Source organism: Flexivirga sp. B27, assembly GCF_052905685.1.
The window spans coordinates 123350-136066 of record NZ_JBPYUM010000004.1 but is presented as its reverse complement, the minus strand read 5'-3'; the positions used below and the strand labels follow the sequence as shown (position 1 = coordinate 136066).

Here is a 12717-nt window from a genome sequence, read left to right as displayed (position 1 = left end):
TGGTGAGTGATCAGTCATTCACTTTTGTTGGTATGCCGAAAACACCTCGGGCAGAGGTGGATTCAGACGCTGGTGTGGTCGATCCCGTTGGTGAGCGCGGTCGCCCAGGAGGCCCGCACGTCGAAGGCGTCGATCGAGGTGAGCAGGTGACACAGCATCCCGCGGGCGACGAACTCCTGGGCCTGCGCCGGACTCGCACCGACCTGCGTCAGCAGCAGGTCGACGAGGTTCGCCATACCCCGGCGCAGGGCGTCGGCGATCTCCGGCAGGTGCGCGTTGGCCTGCGCCTGCACCTGGATGAGCAGCAGGCTCCGGTCACCGATGAGCGCCGCGTAGCGGGCGCCGAGTGCGTCGAGCGTCCGGCGCACCGAGCGGCGCGGTTTGTCGTCGATCTCCTCGGCGAGCGCCGTGACGATCTGCTCGAACGCGAAGTCGACGGCCGCGATGAAGACGTCGACCTTCCGGGTGAAGAGCTTCATCAGGTATGCCGTGGAGATGCCGGCGTCCGCCGCGACCGTCGTCACCGGGGTCGAGGCATAGCCGGAGGCTGCGAACGCCTTCAGTGCGCTGTGTTGCACGGCCCGCTTGCGCGCGGCGAGCACCGGTGATTCGTCGCTCATGGTGAATGACCATACACTCACCAGCGAGACCGACACAACCGCGCCCGGGTCACCCAGTCAAAAGCCCCGAACCACAATGTGATTCGGGGCCTTCGAGATGCGTTGAGAGTGCGCGTCACTCCTTGGCGGCGTGCCGTCCGCGTCGCGAGCCGGAGACCGATGCGTCGACCTTCTTCTCCAGGTCGCCGACGGCGTCGTCGGAAGAGCTCACGGCCGGAGCACCCTCGGCGGCCTGCACGTCACGGCGCTCGACCTCCGGCACCTCGGGCGCAGCCTGCTTGGCGTCCTGCCGGTCGTTCTTCTGCTGGCCGCTGACGTAGAGCGCCACCGCACCGGCGCCGGCGAGCAGGCCAAGGGCGATCAGCACCTTGCCCTTCTTGCGCCGCTTCTTGGCCACCTGCGGCACGACGGTCTCCACGGTGTCGCGGGCGCGGTCGGGCAGGGCGGCATACGCCGAGGTGCCGGCCGCACCGGCGGCGGCGATCGCTTCGTGGACGCGCGGCATCCACTCGTCGTTGAACAGCTTGCGGGCCTGCTCGACGTCGAGTCCGGCGGCCTCGGCGCGTGCTGCCGCGGCCTGCTGAGCCTTGTGCAGCGACGCGGACGCCGGAGCGTTCTTGCGCGCCTGCTTGGCAGTCTTCTTCGCGGACTTCTTCGCCGTCTTGGCAGTCTTGCGTGCCTCCCGCTTGGCCTTCTTGACCTTCGGCGCGGCGTTGTTGGTCGCCTCCTCGGCGGCCCGCTTGGCCGACTTCTTGGCGGACTCCTTCGCCTCGGCCAGCTTCGGCGCGGCGGCGTCCGAGGCCTCAGCAGCGGACTCTTTGGCCTTGGCGACATGCGGTGCCGTGGCTTCGGATGCCTTGTTGGCAGCCTTGTCAGCGGCCTCCGAGAGCTGGCCGGTGACGTTCTCCACGACCGGAGCGAGCTTCTCGCGGCCCGCTTCCGCGGCGTCGGCGGCTGCCGAAACCAGCTCGGCAGCCTTGTCCTTGGCCGCGTCCTTGGGCGAGGTCTTACTGAGCACTGGAGCCCTCCTAGGCGTTGGGGTTCGCTTCATCCTGCCAAAAGGACTTCGAACCGGACCGGGTGCACCCGTGAGTATGCCGCCTCGAGGATGCGAGACTGGGCACATGATCGCAACCCTGCAGACCAACCACGGTGACATCAAGGTCAACCTCTTCCCGAACGACGCGCCCCAGACCGTCGACAACTTCGTCGGTCTCGCCGAGGGCAGCAAGGAATACAACGACGACGCAGGTCGGTCCAACCCGACACCGTTCTACGACGGCCTGACCTTCCACCGCATCATCCCCGGCTTCATGATCCAGGGCGGTTGCCCGCAGGGCATCGGCGTCGGTGGCCCGGGCTACGCGTTCGACGACGAGATCTCGCCCGACAAGAACTTCTCCGCGCCATACATGCTCGCGATGGCCAACGCCGGCAAGCGCGGCGGCCACGGCACCAACGGCTCGCAGTTCTTCATCACCGTCGGTGCGACGACCTGGCTGCAGGGCAAGCACACCATCTTCGGTGAGGTCGCCGACCAGCCCAGCCGCGACGTGGTCGACAAGATCGCCGGCGTGCAGACCGGTGCACAGGACCGCCCGGTCGAGCCCGTCGTGATCGAGAAGGTCACTGTCGAGAAGTAGTCGAGCGGACAACCGGGAAATGATCGCGAACTGACGTTCGTTCATCGGTCATGACCAACAACATGGGGGACCTCCCCACCTGCCCTCGCCACCCTGACCGGGTGGCGATGGTGTCTTGCCAACGGTGCGGTCGGCCGACGTGTGCCGAGTGCCAGCGGCCGGCCGCCGTCGGCGTGCAGTGTGTCGACTGCGTCGCGGCACACCGCAAGGAGAGCCGTTCGCTTGTCTCGATCTTCGGCGGTCGGGTGGCGCAGGGCCGCCCGATCGTCACCATCACGCTGATCGCGATCTGCGTCGTGGTCTGGATCGGGCAGCAGCTCAACGACAAGGTCACCGCTGACCTGCTCTACGCGCCGATCCTGTCCGGGCAGGATCCGTGGCGGTTCATCACTGCGGCGTTCGTGCACTCGCCGTCGTCGGTCTTCCACCTGCTGTTCAACATGTATGCCCTGTGGATCGTCGGGCAGTACCTCGAGCCGATGCTCGGTCGGGCCCGGATGCTGGCGCTGTATCTGATCTCGGCGTTCGGCGGATCGGTCGGCTATGAGTTGCTCGCGTCAACGCCGAGCTCGCCGACCGACTACCCGACCGGCTGGGTGACGCCCACCGTCGGTGCGTCCGGCGCCGTCTTCGGCCTGTTCGTCGCCGTTGTCGTGCTCAACCGGCATCTCGGACTGAGCAGCGGACCGATGATCGGCCTGATCGTCATCAACGGTGTTCTCGGTTTCATCGTCCCGGACGTCGCGTGGCAGGCACACCTGGGCGGTGCGATCACGGGCGGCCTGTGCGCCGGGGCCATCGCATTGCTCGGCCGCAACCGTGCGCAACTGCAGTGGGCGGCCCTCGCCGCGATCGCCGTGCTGCTGGTGGCCGCCGCCTACATCCGGTTCGAGTCGGTGCACCTGCCGACCGGCTGAGCACCTGCGGGATAGACCAGGTCACCCGCCGCAGTGCGCACCGGTGCTGCTCCCCACTGGCCGAGGACGTGCTCACGGGTGGGGCCGCCGGCCATCAGGTGTCGCACCGTCCATCCGCGGTCGGTGAGGATGTTGGCCAGCAACAGCCGGTGGCAGCGCCACGGCATCGGCTCGCCGCACATGATCGCGACCCGCTGCTTGCCGGCGAGGGTGGTGAGCTCATCCAGGCCGCAACGGAATTCGTCGGTCAGTGTGTAGTCGGCGTAGTTGCGGAAGCTGGTGTTCTGCCAGCCGGAGTTGATGTCGGGGTCGACATCGTCCGGCAGGTGCTGCCGACGTCGTCGACCGCCCAGCGCGGGCAAGTGCCGGTAGTCGATGCCGTGGTCGGGCAACCAGTCGGCCATCGCGTCGCTGCCGAACTGCGGGTTGCGCCGCGAGCCGGGGTGCGCACGCACGTCGGCGAGCAGCTCGATGTGGTCTGCGTCCAACGGCTCGAGGAAGTCCGGGATCGGGCAGGTCCAGTGGCCGATGGTCCAGATCAGGCGCTCACTCATCACTCGCGCGCTCGGACCGGCTGATCGTCACGCAGCAGTAGCCCGGTCGCGGAGCCAGCCGCGCGCACTCCGGGTCCTCGCCGCGACCCTCGAGCAGCCCGCGCAGCAGGGCGTGGTTGAGCCCGCAGACCAGCTCGACGTGACGTTGCGCGAGGTGGTGGAAGGGGCAGTTGTGCAGGTCGATCTCGCCGTCCACGGACTCGGGGTCGTAACCGCGCCGGCGCAGAGTGGTCAGCAGGTCACCGTCGTCGGCGGCCCTCCTGCCCTCCTCCTCGGCCGCGCTCAGCAGTGCGGACCGGACGTTGCCGGACGGGTCACCGTCGACGGCGTCGGCCAGCAGGCCGGCGAGCACGTCATAGGTGCGGGGCGGGACGCTCACCGAGACCTCGTCGCGAGTCGGCTCGTAGAGCTTGGCCGGTCGGCCGGCACCTGGACCACCGCGCCCGGCGGGACGGGCGTAGCTGGTCGACAACAGCCCGGCCTTGACCATCCGGTCCAGGTGGTATGCCGCCAGCGTCCGGCTGATCCCGGTCGCGTCCGCTGCAGTGTCCCGGCGGACCGGGCCGTCCTGGCCGGCGACGAACTCGTAGAGCCGGCGTCGCACAGGATCGGCCAGCGCCGTCAGCTCTGCGGTCGGCTCGTCCACGCGTTCGTCATCTGCTGTCATCAGGCTTTGATTCTATCACTAACAGTCCTTGACAAATAGGTCTCCGCGCGGGAATCTAAAGATAATCCACCTTGTCAATAGAGGAGGCCGTCATGGCTACCCACACAGAACACCCCCGAGAACACCTCGCAGTCGATACACCCCGGAGCGCCCAGGGGCTAATGGACGCAGTGCGCGCCGACCCGGCATACGGCGCCTTCTGGCTGTTGCGAGTGGGATTCGTCGTGTTGCCGCTGTGGATGGGCATCGACAAGTTCTTCAACACGCTGACCAACTGGCCGGACTACCTGGCGCCGTGGATCGTCGACCTGTTGCCGTTCTCGGCGCAGACCGCGATGTATGTCGTCGGTGTCGTGGAGATCGTTGCCGGCCTTGCCATTGCCGTTAAGCCGCGCTACGCCGCTTACGTGGTGACCCTGTGGCTGGCAGGCATCATCATCAACCTGCTGACCTACTCCGGCTTCTACGACGTCGCGCTGCGTGACTTCGGGCTGCTGGTCGCGGCGCTGACCCTGGCGTTGCTGTCGGCGAAGTACGACCGCCCCTTCCACCGGTCTGCACCCGCGGGCACCGGCGCGACGGCGGCCGACCGGTGACCGCGTCGGAGCTGACCGACGAGACGGCGGTGGACGCGCCCACCGCACGCCTCGCTCCGGTCGAGGACGTCATGGACCTGCCGGCTGCGGAGGAAGCAGCCGGCGCGTTCCTGCAGGCGCTCGGCATCGAGCTGGACTCGGAGCACCTGCGGGCGACACCCGGCCGGATGGCGCGGGCCTGGGCGGAGATGCTCACGCCGCGGCCCTTCGAGATGACGACCTTCCGCAACGAGGAGGAGTATGACGAGCTGGTGCTGGCTCGCGACATACCCTTCCGGTCGATCTGCGAGCACCACCTGCTGCCCTTCACCGGGCACGCCTGCGTCGCCTACCTGCCCGGCGAGCGCATCCTCGGACTGTCCAAGCTGGCCCGCGTCGTGGAGCACTTCGCCTGCCGGCCGCAGACCCAGGAGCGGCTGACCAAGCAGGTCGCCGACCTGTTGCAGGCCGAGTTGCAGCCGAAGGCCGTCGGTGTCGTGATGCGCGCCGAGCACTCCTGTATGACGCTGCGCGGCGTGCAGGCGACCGGCTCGAGCACGGTGACCTCGACGCTGCTGGGCAAGCTGCGCAGCGACCCGCGGTCCCGGGCGGAGTTCATGTCCTTGGCGGGTGTCACCGGGTGACGTTCACCGAACGCGGGTAGGTTGCAACAATGCCTGATCCCGTCGATATTTTCGGCCTGCCCCTGGCCGGTGCCGACCCGGTGAGCGACGACGACCTGCTCGCTGCCTACCCGTGGCCGGAGGCGCGGGCCTGGGTCCGCGCGATGATGGTGACGACCCTGGACGGAGCGGCTGCCGGCCCCGACGGACTGAGCGGGTCGGTCTCCTCGCGCGCGGACCAGCGGGTCTTCAACACCGTCCGTCGCGACGCCGACGCGGTGCTGATCGGTGCCGGCACGCTGCGCGCCGAGCGCTATACCCCGATGCGCGCCAAGGACGCCGACACCGAGCGCCGTGCGTCCGCGGGGCAGCGCCCGGCTCCGATCATCGCCGTCTGCAGCGGGTCTCTCGACCTGCCCTGGGAGCTGCCCGTATGGCACGAATCCACTTGTCAGCCAATGGTTCTCACCGCGCGTGGTGCCGATCCCGAGCGGTTGGCAACGGCTCGCGAGCATGCCGACGTGGTGGTGCTGGACCAGGTCACCCCGCAGGCGATCATCGCAGCGCTGACCGAGCGCGGCTTGCCGCGGATCGTCTGTGAGGGCGGGCCGGGGCTGTTGCGCAACCTGGTCGAGGCCGGCCTGGTCGACGAGGCCGACATCACCGTGAGCCCGGTCTTCGCCGGCACCGAGCACTCACCGTCCACCAAGGCACTGCCGCAGGTGACTTCCTTCCACCTGGCGCATGTCCTGTATGGCGAGCAGACCCTCATGCTGCGCTATCTCGCCGAGGGCGAGGGCCGATGATCTCCCTTGCCGCGCTGGCCGAGCTGGCCGAGCGACACCGCGACGACCTCGCACAGCCCGTGGCAGCACTGCAGCTGGGCGACCGCTCGGTCGACACCGACGAGCGGCCGGTGCTGATGGGTGTGGTCAACCTGTCCCGGGACTCGTCATACCGCGACAGCATCGCCGTGAGTACCGAGTCGGCGGTGCGCAAGGGTCGCGTGCAGGCGGCGGCCGGCGCGGACCTGATCGACGTCGGCGCCGAGTCGACCCGGGCGACCGCGGCGCGGGCCGATCTGGCGCAGCAGCAGGAGCTGCTGACACCGGTGGTGCAGCAGCTGGTCGCCGACGGCATCGCCGTGTCGGTCGAGTCCTACCAGGAGCCGGTCGCCCGCGCCGGGCTGGCGGCGGGTGCCCGCGTGCTCAACCTGACCGGGTCCGACGACGACGACCGGATGTTTGCGCTCGCGGCCGAGCACGGTGCGACCGTCGTGCTCTGTCACGTGCTCGGGCCGAACGCCCGGGCACTCACCGGTGAGTCCGTCGATCCCGACCCGGTGCCGCGCATGCTGGACCTCTTCGGCGCCCGGATCGAGCGTGCCCGGGAGCTCGGTGTCCCCAGCCTGGCGATCGACCCCGGTCTCGGCTTCGGCTTCCACCTGGACGACCAGCGGGCCCGGGCGCGCCATCAGGCGACCGCGCTGTTGCACACCTTCCGGTTGCGCCGGCTCGGTGTGCCGATCTGCCATGCGCTGCCGCACGCGTTCGACATCTTCGAGGACCAGTACCGCAGCGGCGAAGGATTCTTCGCCGTGCTGGCGCACCTGGGCGGGACCGGCATCTATCGCACCCACGAGGTGCCGCTGGTCGCCAGCGTGCTGGATGCGTTGCACTTCTTCGCGGCCGACCCCGCGCGGGCCGTGGACCGGCCGATCAGCTGATCGAAGTTACACACATGTAGTTATCCACGGGCTTGTGGATAACTCTGTGGACAAGTGAGTTCGGGGTGTGCCGGCGCGTCGCAGCAGTGTGCATACGCAGCGGAAAACCGCGGAATCACGGGGAGACGCGGCAGTCGAGCCGGGTGCCGGGTGCGCCAGTCCACATCTCCCGCGGCTGTGAACAACACCCGTGTAGTTTTCCACCGGCCTGTGGATAACCTTGTGGGTAATTCCGTGTCTCTGGGTGAAATGGCTCTTGGTCGGCTGCGTCACGGCCGCCGTCGCCCGCGCGATCTCGGGTCAGTCCGGGCCGGCGGCGGCCAGCGCCGCTGTCATCGACGAGAGCCCCGCACGGACCGGCGCATCTGCGCGTTCGACCGCGAACGGGAGGCCGAAGGTGGCGATCGACGCGATCCGCCGGACCACCTCGGCGGCTGCGTCGGCGCCCAGCCGGACCCGACTACGGGTGGCGCCGAGCGGCTCGACCAACTCCGGAAGGACGTATGGGAGAAGCGCGCGAACCTCGTCCGCCGACGCGTCGACGACGACTTCGGCGGTGTAGGCGAACGGTGTCCGAGCCAGGGTCGAGCGCAGGTAGGCCGCCGGATCCATCGGCAGCGGCCGTGCCGTGAAGCGGTGCCCAACCGGGACCGGGTCGTGCACACGGTCCAGCCGGAATGTCCGCCAGGCATCGCGGTCGAGGTCGAATGAGATGAGATACCAACGCAGGCGGGTCGCCACGACGTGATGTGGTTCGACCCGTCGGCCGGCCGCGGTCCCGTCGCGTCGCTCGTGCTCGAAGGTGAGGATCTCCTGGTCGCGGCATGCCGCGGCGACGGCGGCGAGCACGGCGAGGTCCACCCGGGCGAGGCCCTTCCGGCTCACCGTGGTTGTGGCGCTGGCGAGCGCGTCGACCTGGTTGCGCAGGCGGCGCGGCAAGATCTGCTGCAGCTTGGCGAGCGCCCGCGCCGAGGTCTCACTGGCATCCGTGCCGGTGCCGTCCGCGGCGGTCAGGAGGGCAGCCGCGATCGCGATCGCCTCGGCATCGTCGAGCAGGAGTGGTGGCAGGTCGTGTCCCGGCGTCAACCGGTATCCGCCAGCGGTTCCCGTGGTGCTCTCGACGGTGTAGCCCAGCGAGCGCAGGCGTTCGACGTCGCGCCGGATGGTGCGTGGCGAGACCCCCAGGCGATCGACGATCTCGGGGCCGGTCCAGGCCCGCCGGGACTGCAACAGGGACAACAGCCGGAGCATGCGGGTTGCCGGGTTCTCGGGCACGGGTCCATCCTCGCACGTCATTGCGGTCAGGATCTGACCACAACAGTCTCTACGGTCGTGCCCATGACTTCCACAGACCTGACCTCCACTGACCTGACCGAACTCTCCGGCCGCGTCCAGGGTGCGGTGATCACGCCGAGCGACACGGGCTACGCCGCACGGCGCACCGGATACCAGCTCCGGCTCGAGCACCGGCCCGACGTGATCGTCGTGGCACGGAGCGCGTCCGACATCCGAGCGGCCGTACGTTTTGCCGGCACTCATGATCTGGACGTCGCGGTGCGTGGAACCGGGCACGGCACGCCCGACGGGCGGACCGGGGGCATGCTGATCGTGACCGAAGGACTCGACGAGGTGAGTGTCGACCGCGAGCGCGCGACAGCCCGGATCGGCGCCGGCGTCCGCTGGTCGAGGGTGCTGCGCGAGACGGCGGCCCACGGACTCACCGGCCTTCCGGGCAGCGCTCCCGAGGTCAACGCCGTCGCGTACACCCTCGGCGGAGGTGTGAGTGTGCTCGGTCGCGCTTTCGGTTATGCCGCCGACTACGTTCGTAGCCTGCAGGTGGTGACCGCCGACGGCGAGCTGCGGCACGTCGACGCGAACACCGAGCCGGACCTGTTCTGGGCGCTGCGCGGAGGCGGCGGTGCGTACGCCGTTGTCACGTCCATGGAGATCGAGCTGGTTCAGCTCGAATCCGTCTACGGCGGAGGGCTTTTCGTCGATGCCGAGCACGTTCCGGCCATGTTGCGGGCCTGGCGCGACTGGACGCGAACCGTCCCCGACACGGTGACCTCAGCGGTCACCATGGTGCCGTTCCCCGACGTCGACGGGCTGCCCCCGTTCCTGCGCGGACGGCATGTGGCACATGTGTGGATCACCTCGGTCGGCAGCGAGGAGAACGGAATCCGTCTGGTGCAGCCGCTCCGTGAGGCCGTCCCGACACTCGCCGACACGCTGCAGATGCGGACCGCCGATGCACTCGGACAGATCACCAACGATCCGACCGAGCCGGCCGCGTTCACCGGCAGCGCCACCACTTTCGGCGTGCTCGACGACGACACGCTGGCGGCGCTGCTGCAGCATGCGGGGCCGGGGGCTCCCGGCGCCGGGATCGTCGACCTACGTCATCTCGGCGGTGCCATGAGCCGCCCGCAGCGGTCGTCGAATGCCGTCGGCCGGCGCGAGGCCGGCTACTCGTTGGGACTGCTGTCGGTGCTGCGTGGGGAAGCGAGCGTCGACGACGCCCAGGAGTGGCAGCGTGCCACCCTCGATGCGGTGTCGCCGGGCTCGCTCGGCGGCGCCGCACTGAACCTCATGGGTGACGCGGCCGCCACGGCAGCGGGCGCACGGCGCGCGTTCGACGAGGAGACATTCGGGCGGTTGCAGGAGGTGAAGGCGGCGTACGACCCGCGCAACCTCTTCAACCGCGGCACCTCGATCCCGGTCGACGCGCGCTGACGAGCGGTCGGGGTCAGCGCCAGCGGGTGGTCATGCCGAAGCCGATCAGGATCAGCACGAATCCGATGATCATGTTGCCGATCTTGATGTTCGGGATCGGATACTTCTCGCCGGTCAGGTAGTAGACGACCAGCCAGAACAACCCGACCACCATGAAGGTGCACAGGGTGGGCACCCACCAGCTCGGGCTCGGTGAGTCGATGGCCTGGCGCTCGCGCTTCTCCTGGCGCTCGCGCTCCTCCTCCTTGCGGCGGGCGGCCTTCTCCTCCTTGGCGGCGGCCTTGTTGGCCGCCTTCTTCGCGGCGGCGTCCTCGTCACCGGCAGAGACTGCACGTCGGTTGTCGGCGTTGTTGTCGGACATGCTCACGGCGTAACTCCCACGGCGGAAATGTCAGAATTGACTTCAATTGATGGACTGCGTTGATCGACCACACTATTTCACCCGTCCGCTGCAGTGACGGACGGTGACCTCGAGGAGGCCCGACATGTGGCGGATGCCGCAGGGAGCGCGCGGGCGCTGGGCGTATGCCGTCCCGGTGATCGGTGTCGCCGCCGGCCTGCTCTTCGGGGTCAGTGCGAGCACGTCCCAGGGCAGCGACCTGCGCCCGGGCACCCGTGACCTGGTGCAGGTCGTGCAGGACGGCAACCGCCGGGTGGCGGGTCAGGCGCAGGACGTGGCCGGCCTGCAGGCCGACATCAAGCGGCTGGGCAAACGCGAGGCGCCCGGCTCCAGCAGGCTGCGGACGGCACAGCGCACGGCCGACGACTATGCCGACCGGGCCGGGCTGACCAAGGCCACCGGCAAGGTCGTCACGGTCACCCTCAACGACTCCACCCGCGACCCGGCGACGCTGCCGGACGGCGCGACCCTGGACTGGATGGTGGTGCACCAGCAGGACGTGCAGGCGGTGGTCAACGCCTTGTGGGCCGGCGGCGCCACGGCGATGATGCTGATGGACCAACGGGTGGTCTCCACCTCCGCGGTGCGGTGCGTCGGCAATACCCTGCTGTTGCAGGGCCGGGTCTACTCACCGCCGTTCCGGATCCGTGCGATGGGTGACCCGGCAAAGCTGCGCAAGGCGCTCGACGACGACCCCACCGTGCAGAACTACAAGGCCTACGTGCCGCTGGTCGGTCTCGGGTATGACGTGCAGACCTCCGACAAGGAGACCTTCCCGGCATACCAGGGGGCGCTCGACCTGAAATACGCGAAGGTCGCGAAATAGCTGAAAGTGACGTGATGACAAGCATTCTGGTGATCGACAACTACGACAGTTTCGTCTTCACGATCGTCGGCTACCTGCAGCAGCTCGGCGCCGGGACGACGGTCGTGCGCAACGACGCGGTCACCCCCGACGAGGGTGCGGCATACGACGGGGTGCTCGTCTCGCCCGGCCCGGGCACGCCCGAGGAGGCCGGTGTCTCGACGGCGATGATCGAGGCGTGCGCGCAGCGTGAGCAGCCGATGTTCGGAGTGTGCCTGGGGCACCAGGCCCTCGGTGTCGTCTACGGCGCGACGGTCGGCCGGGCACCGGAGCTGCGGCACGGCAAGACCTCGCGCATCGTGCACGACGGGGCGGGCGTGCTCGAGGGGCTGCCGTCGCCGTTCACCGCGACGCGCTATCACTCACTGGCGATCGAGTCCGGCACCGTCTCCGGGGAGCTGGAGGTCACCGGCCGCACCGAGTCCGGCGTGATCATGGCGGTCCGGCACCGCACGCTGCCGTTGCACGGCGTGCAGTTCCACCCCGAGTCGGTGCTCACCGAGGGCGGTCACCGGATGCTGGCCAACTGGCTGGCCGTGTGCGGTATGCCGGACGCGGTCCAGCGCTCCGCCGGCCTCGCCCCGCTCGTGCACGCCTGACGCAACGCCTACGGCTTCTTGAACACGTCGTGGTCGCCGACTCGCCGCCATCTGCAACGCAACTCGCCATCGACGGTGACAAGTTCGAAGGTCGCTCGTCCGTCCGGGCTGGCGAACGACCAGGTCATTTCCAGGATCCCTGACGCTGATCGGACAGACTTCACGCGCAGGGCCGCTGGCCACGGCGTTGTCGGATCATCAGCGTAGGCATCACACGCGGGTGCGAACTTCTCGCGCACGACCGTCCTGAACGTGGTCGCGTGCTCGCGCTTGAGGCGTCGGTAGTCGCTGTCGAACGCCGGTGTGGTCTCGAACTTCACTCGGAGTCGAGTTCATCGAGATGGTCGAGGAAGTCCTCGGTCGACTCGTGAAGGGTGACACGGTCTGCTGCGACGTGGTCGTCGACCTCGTGCTCGCGCTCTTGCCACCGCTCGGTCCAGAACCAGCGTTGTTCTGCTGGGACGGGCAGTGCGGCCCGCAACTCGATGACACCGTCTGCCCGCTCAGTCATCTCCAGCTGTGCGCCCTGCTCGTCAAGGTGCAACCGGCGCCGGACATCGGCGGGCAGCGCAATCGTGCCGCGGCCCTGGATGCCGAGGTAGCGGTGCGTGATCGGTGCTGGCATAAGCACAGTCTACGTTCCGAGCCGCAAAGCTGTAAAGCTGTAAAGCAGCGAGGAGTGAGGGATATGCCAGGGACCTCGAGACGGTCCCTCGCGGTCGCTCGGACCTCCTCGGCCACCTCATCCAGGGTCGTTGAGCTTGTCGAAACGACGTTGTGACCTCGACAGGCTCG

General features: G+C 68.6%; 17 protein-coding genes. 9 read left to right on the top strand and 8 right to left on the bottom strand.

Annotation, left to right across the window (positions count from 1 at the left end; all coding sequences use genetic code 11):
- Window positions 1–62 precede the first annotated feature (62 nt).
- Together ACSZL9_RS15970 and ACSZL9_RS15965 are read right to left on the bottom strand one after the other, a co-directional pair.
- Window positions 63–620, bottom strand: coding sequence for a TetR/AcrR family transcriptional regulator (locus ACSZL9_RS15970; protein ID WP_446666504.1), 558 nt, complete (start codon window positions 618–620; stop codon window positions 63–65).
- 115 nt (window positions 621–735) lie between these two features.
- Window positions 736–1638, bottom strand: coding sequence for a hypothetical protein (locus tag ACSZL9_RS15965; protein ID WP_446666503.1), 903 nt, complete (start codon window positions 1636–1638; stop codon window positions 736–738).
- Between the two features lie 106 nt (window positions 1639–1744).
- Between ACSZL9_RS15965 and ACSZL9_RS15960 the strand changes: the two genes are divergently transcribed.
- Window positions 1745–2263 carry a peptidylprolyl isomerase gene (locus tag ACSZL9_RS15960; protein WP_446666502.1) on the top strand — a complete coding sequence of 173 codons (519 nt, stop codon included), beginning with the start codon at window positions 1745–1747 and terminating at the stop codon, window positions 2261–2263.
- A gap of 107 nt (window positions 2264–2370) precedes the next feature.
- The gene (locus ACSZL9_RS15955; RefSeq protein ID WP_446666654.1) at window positions 2371–3180 is read left to right on the top strand and encodes a rhomboid family intramembrane serine protease; all 810 of its coding nucleotides are present in this window, start codon (window positions 2371–2373) and stop codon (window positions 3178–3180) included.
- On the opposite strand, the gene ACSZL9_RS15950 is transcribed toward ACSZL9_RS15955, so the two are convergent.
- Both ACSZL9_RS15950 and ACSZL9_RS15945 read right to left on the bottom strand, forming a co-directional pair.
- Window positions 3141–3734 (bottom strand): DUF488 domain-containing protein, encoded by a 594-nt coding sequence (locus ACSZL9_RS15950; RefSeq protein WP_446666501.1) that lies wholly within the window; start codon window positions 3732–3734, stop codon window positions 3141–3143. The two genes, ACSZL9_RS15955 and ACSZL9_RS15950, sit on opposite strands and share 40 nt — an antisense overlap.
- A complete protein-coding gene (locus ACSZL9_RS15945) occupies window positions 3727–4401 on the bottom strand; it encodes a helix-turn-helix transcriptional regulator (RefSeq protein ID WP_446666500.1) in 675 nt (224 codons plus the stop codon). The genes ACSZL9_RS15950 and ACSZL9_RS15945 overlap by 8 nt, the downstream gene beginning before the upstream one ends.
- A gap of 92 nt (window positions 4402–4493) precedes the next feature.
- Here ACSZL9_RS15945 and ACSZL9_RS15940 point away from each other — a divergent pair, with 92 nt between their 5' ends.
- From ACSZL9_RS15940 to ACSZL9_RS15925, 4 genes are read left to right on the top strand one after another with little or no spacing between them, the layout of a single operon-like run.
- Window positions 4494–4997 carry a DoxX family membrane protein gene (locus ACSZL9_RS15940; protein WP_446666499.1) on the top strand — a complete coding sequence of 168 codons (504 nt, stop codon included), beginning with the start codon at window positions 4494–4496 and terminating at the stop codon, window positions 4995–4997.
- A complete protein-coding gene (gene folE / locus ACSZL9_RS15935; RefSeq protein ID WP_446666498.1) occupies window positions 4994–5620 on the top strand; it encodes a GTP cyclohydrolase I FolE in 627 nt (208 codons plus the stop codon). The genes ACSZL9_RS15940 and folE overlap by 4 nt, the downstream gene beginning before the upstream one ends.
- A 29-nt stretch (window positions 5621–5649) precedes the next feature.
- Entirely contained in the window at window positions 5650–6405 is a 756-nt protein-coding gene (locus tag ACSZL9_RS15930; RefSeq protein ID WP_446666497.1) for a dihydrofolate reductase family protein, read from the top strand.
- Complete coding sequence (locus ACSZL9_RS15925; protein WP_446666496.1) at window positions 6402–7325, top strand: dihydropteroate synthase; 924 nt, start codon at window positions 6402–6404, stop codon at window positions 7323–7325. Before ACSZL9_RS15930 ends, ACSZL9_RS15925 begins: the two co-directional genes overlap by 4 nt.
- 300 nt (window positions 7326–7625) lie before the next feature.
- Here the strand turns inward: ACSZL9_RS15925 and ACSZL9_RS15920 are convergent, their stop codons facing one another.
- Complete coding sequence (locus tag ACSZL9_RS15920; protein ID WP_446666495.1) at window positions 7626–8621, bottom strand: helix-turn-helix transcriptional regulator; 996 nt, start codon at window positions 8619–8621, stop codon at window positions 7626–7628.
- 42 nt (window positions 8622–8663) lie between these two features.
- On the opposite strand from ACSZL9_RS15920, the gene ACSZL9_RS15915 reads away from it, so the two are divergent.
- Window positions 8664–10058 (top strand): FAD-binding oxidoreductase, encoded by a 1395-nt coding sequence (locus ACSZL9_RS15915; RefSeq protein WP_446666494.1) that lies wholly within the window; start codon window positions 8664–8666, stop codon window positions 10056–10058.
- A gap of 13 nt (window positions 10059–10071) precedes the next feature.
- On the opposite strand, the gene ACSZL9_RS15910 is transcribed toward ACSZL9_RS15915, so the two are convergent.
- Window positions 10072–10419 carry a cell division protein CrgA gene (locus ACSZL9_RS15910; RefSeq protein ID WP_446666493.1) on the bottom strand — a complete coding sequence of 116 codons (348 nt, stop codon included), beginning with the start codon at window positions 10417–10419 and terminating at the stop codon, window positions 10072–10074.
- 124 nt (window positions 10420–10543) lie between these two features.
- On the opposite strand from ACSZL9_RS15910, the gene ACSZL9_RS15905 reads away from it, so the two are divergent.
- Together ACSZL9_RS15905 and ACSZL9_RS15900 are read left to right on the top strand one after the other, a co-directional pair.
- The gene (locus ACSZL9_RS15905; protein ID WP_446666492.1) at window positions 10544–11284 is read left to right on the top strand and encodes a DUF881 domain-containing protein; all 741 of its coding nucleotides are present in this window, start codon (window positions 10544–10546) and stop codon (window positions 11282–11284) included.
- A 14-nt stretch (window positions 11285–11298) separates the two neighbouring features.
- Window positions 11299–11922 carry an aminodeoxychorismate/anthranilate synthase component II gene (locus tag ACSZL9_RS15900; protein ID WP_446666491.1) on the top strand — a complete coding sequence of 208 codons (624 nt, stop codon included), beginning with the start codon at window positions 11299–11301 and terminating at the stop codon, window positions 11920–11922.
- Between the two features lie 8 nt (window positions 11923–11930).
- Here the strand turns inward: ACSZL9_RS15900 and ACSZL9_RS15895 are convergent, their stop codons facing one another.
- On the bottom strand, window positions 11931–12242 hold the full coding sequence (locus tag ACSZL9_RS15895) for a hypothetical protein (RefSeq protein ID WP_446666490.1): 312 nt from the start codon (window positions 12240–12242) through the stop codon (window positions 11931–11933).
- Window positions 12239–12547 carry an AbrB/MazE/SpoVT family DNA-binding domain-containing protein gene (locus tag ACSZL9_RS15890; protein WP_446666489.1) on the bottom strand — a complete coding sequence of 103 codons (309 nt, stop codon included), beginning with the start codon at window positions 12545–12547 and terminating at the stop codon, window positions 12239–12241. The genes ACSZL9_RS15895 and ACSZL9_RS15890 overlap by 4 nt, the downstream gene beginning before the upstream one ends.
- Window positions 12548–12717 lie beyond the last annotated feature (170 nt).

Bases quoted from the DNA above. Each gene is read 5' to 3' on its own strand.
- ACSZL9_RS15910 (WP_446666493.1), bottom strand. From the start codon at position 10,419: ATGTCCGACAACAACGCCGACAACCGACGTGCAGTCTCTGCCGGTGAC.
- ACSZL9_RS15970 (WP_446666504.1), bottom strand. From the start codon at position 620: ATGAGCGACGAATCACCGGTGCTCGCCGCGCGCAAGCGGGCCGTGCAA.
- ACSZL9_RS15915 (WP_446666494.1), top strand. From the start codon at position 8,664: ATGACTTCCACAGACCTGACCTCCACTGACCTGACCGAACTCTCCGGC.
- ACSZL9_RS15890 (WP_446666489.1), bottom strand. From the start codon at position 12,547: ATGCCAGCACCGATCACGCACCGCTACCTCGGCATCCAGGGCCGCGGC.
- ACSZL9_RS15920 (WP_446666495.1), bottom strand. From the start codon at position 8,621: ATGACGTGCGAGGATGGACCCGTGCCCGAGAACCCGGCAACCCGCATG.
- ACSZL9_RS15950 (WP_446666501.1), bottom strand. From the start codon at position 3,734: ATGAGTGAGCGCCTGATCTGGACCATCGGCCACTGGACCTGCCCGATC.
- ACSZL9_RS15955 (WP_446666654.1), top strand. From the start codon at position 2,371: ATGGTGTCTTGCCAACGGTGCGGTCGGCCGACGTGTGCCGAGTGCCAG.
- ACSZL9_RS15940 (WP_446666499.1), top strand. From the start codon at position 4,494: ATGGCTACCCACACAGAACACCCCCGAGAACACCTCGCAGTCGATACA.
- ACSZL9_RS15905 (WP_446666492.1), top strand. From the start codon at position 10,544: ATGTGGCGGATGCCGCAGGGAGCGCGCGGGCGCTGGGCGTATGCCGTC.
- ACSZL9_RS15925 (WP_446666496.1), top strand. From the start codon at position 6,402: ATGATCTCCCTTGCCGCGCTGGCCGAGCTGGCCGAGCGACACCGCGAC.
- ACSZL9_RS15930 (WP_446666497.1), top strand. From the start codon at position 5,650: ATGCCTGATCCCGTCGATATTTTCGGCCTGCCCCTGGCCGGTGCCGAC.
- ACSZL9_RS15960 (WP_446666502.1), top strand. From the start codon at position 1,745: ATGATCGCAACCCTGCAGACCAACCACGGTGACATCAAGGTCAACCTC.
- ACSZL9_RS15945 (WP_446666500.1), bottom strand. From the start codon at position 4,401: ATGACAGCAGATGACGAACGCGTGGACGAGCCGACCGCAGAGCTGACG.
- ACSZL9_RS15900 (WP_446666491.1), top strand. From the start codon at position 11,299: ATGACAAGCATTCTGGTGATCGACAACTACGACAGTTTCGTCTTCACG.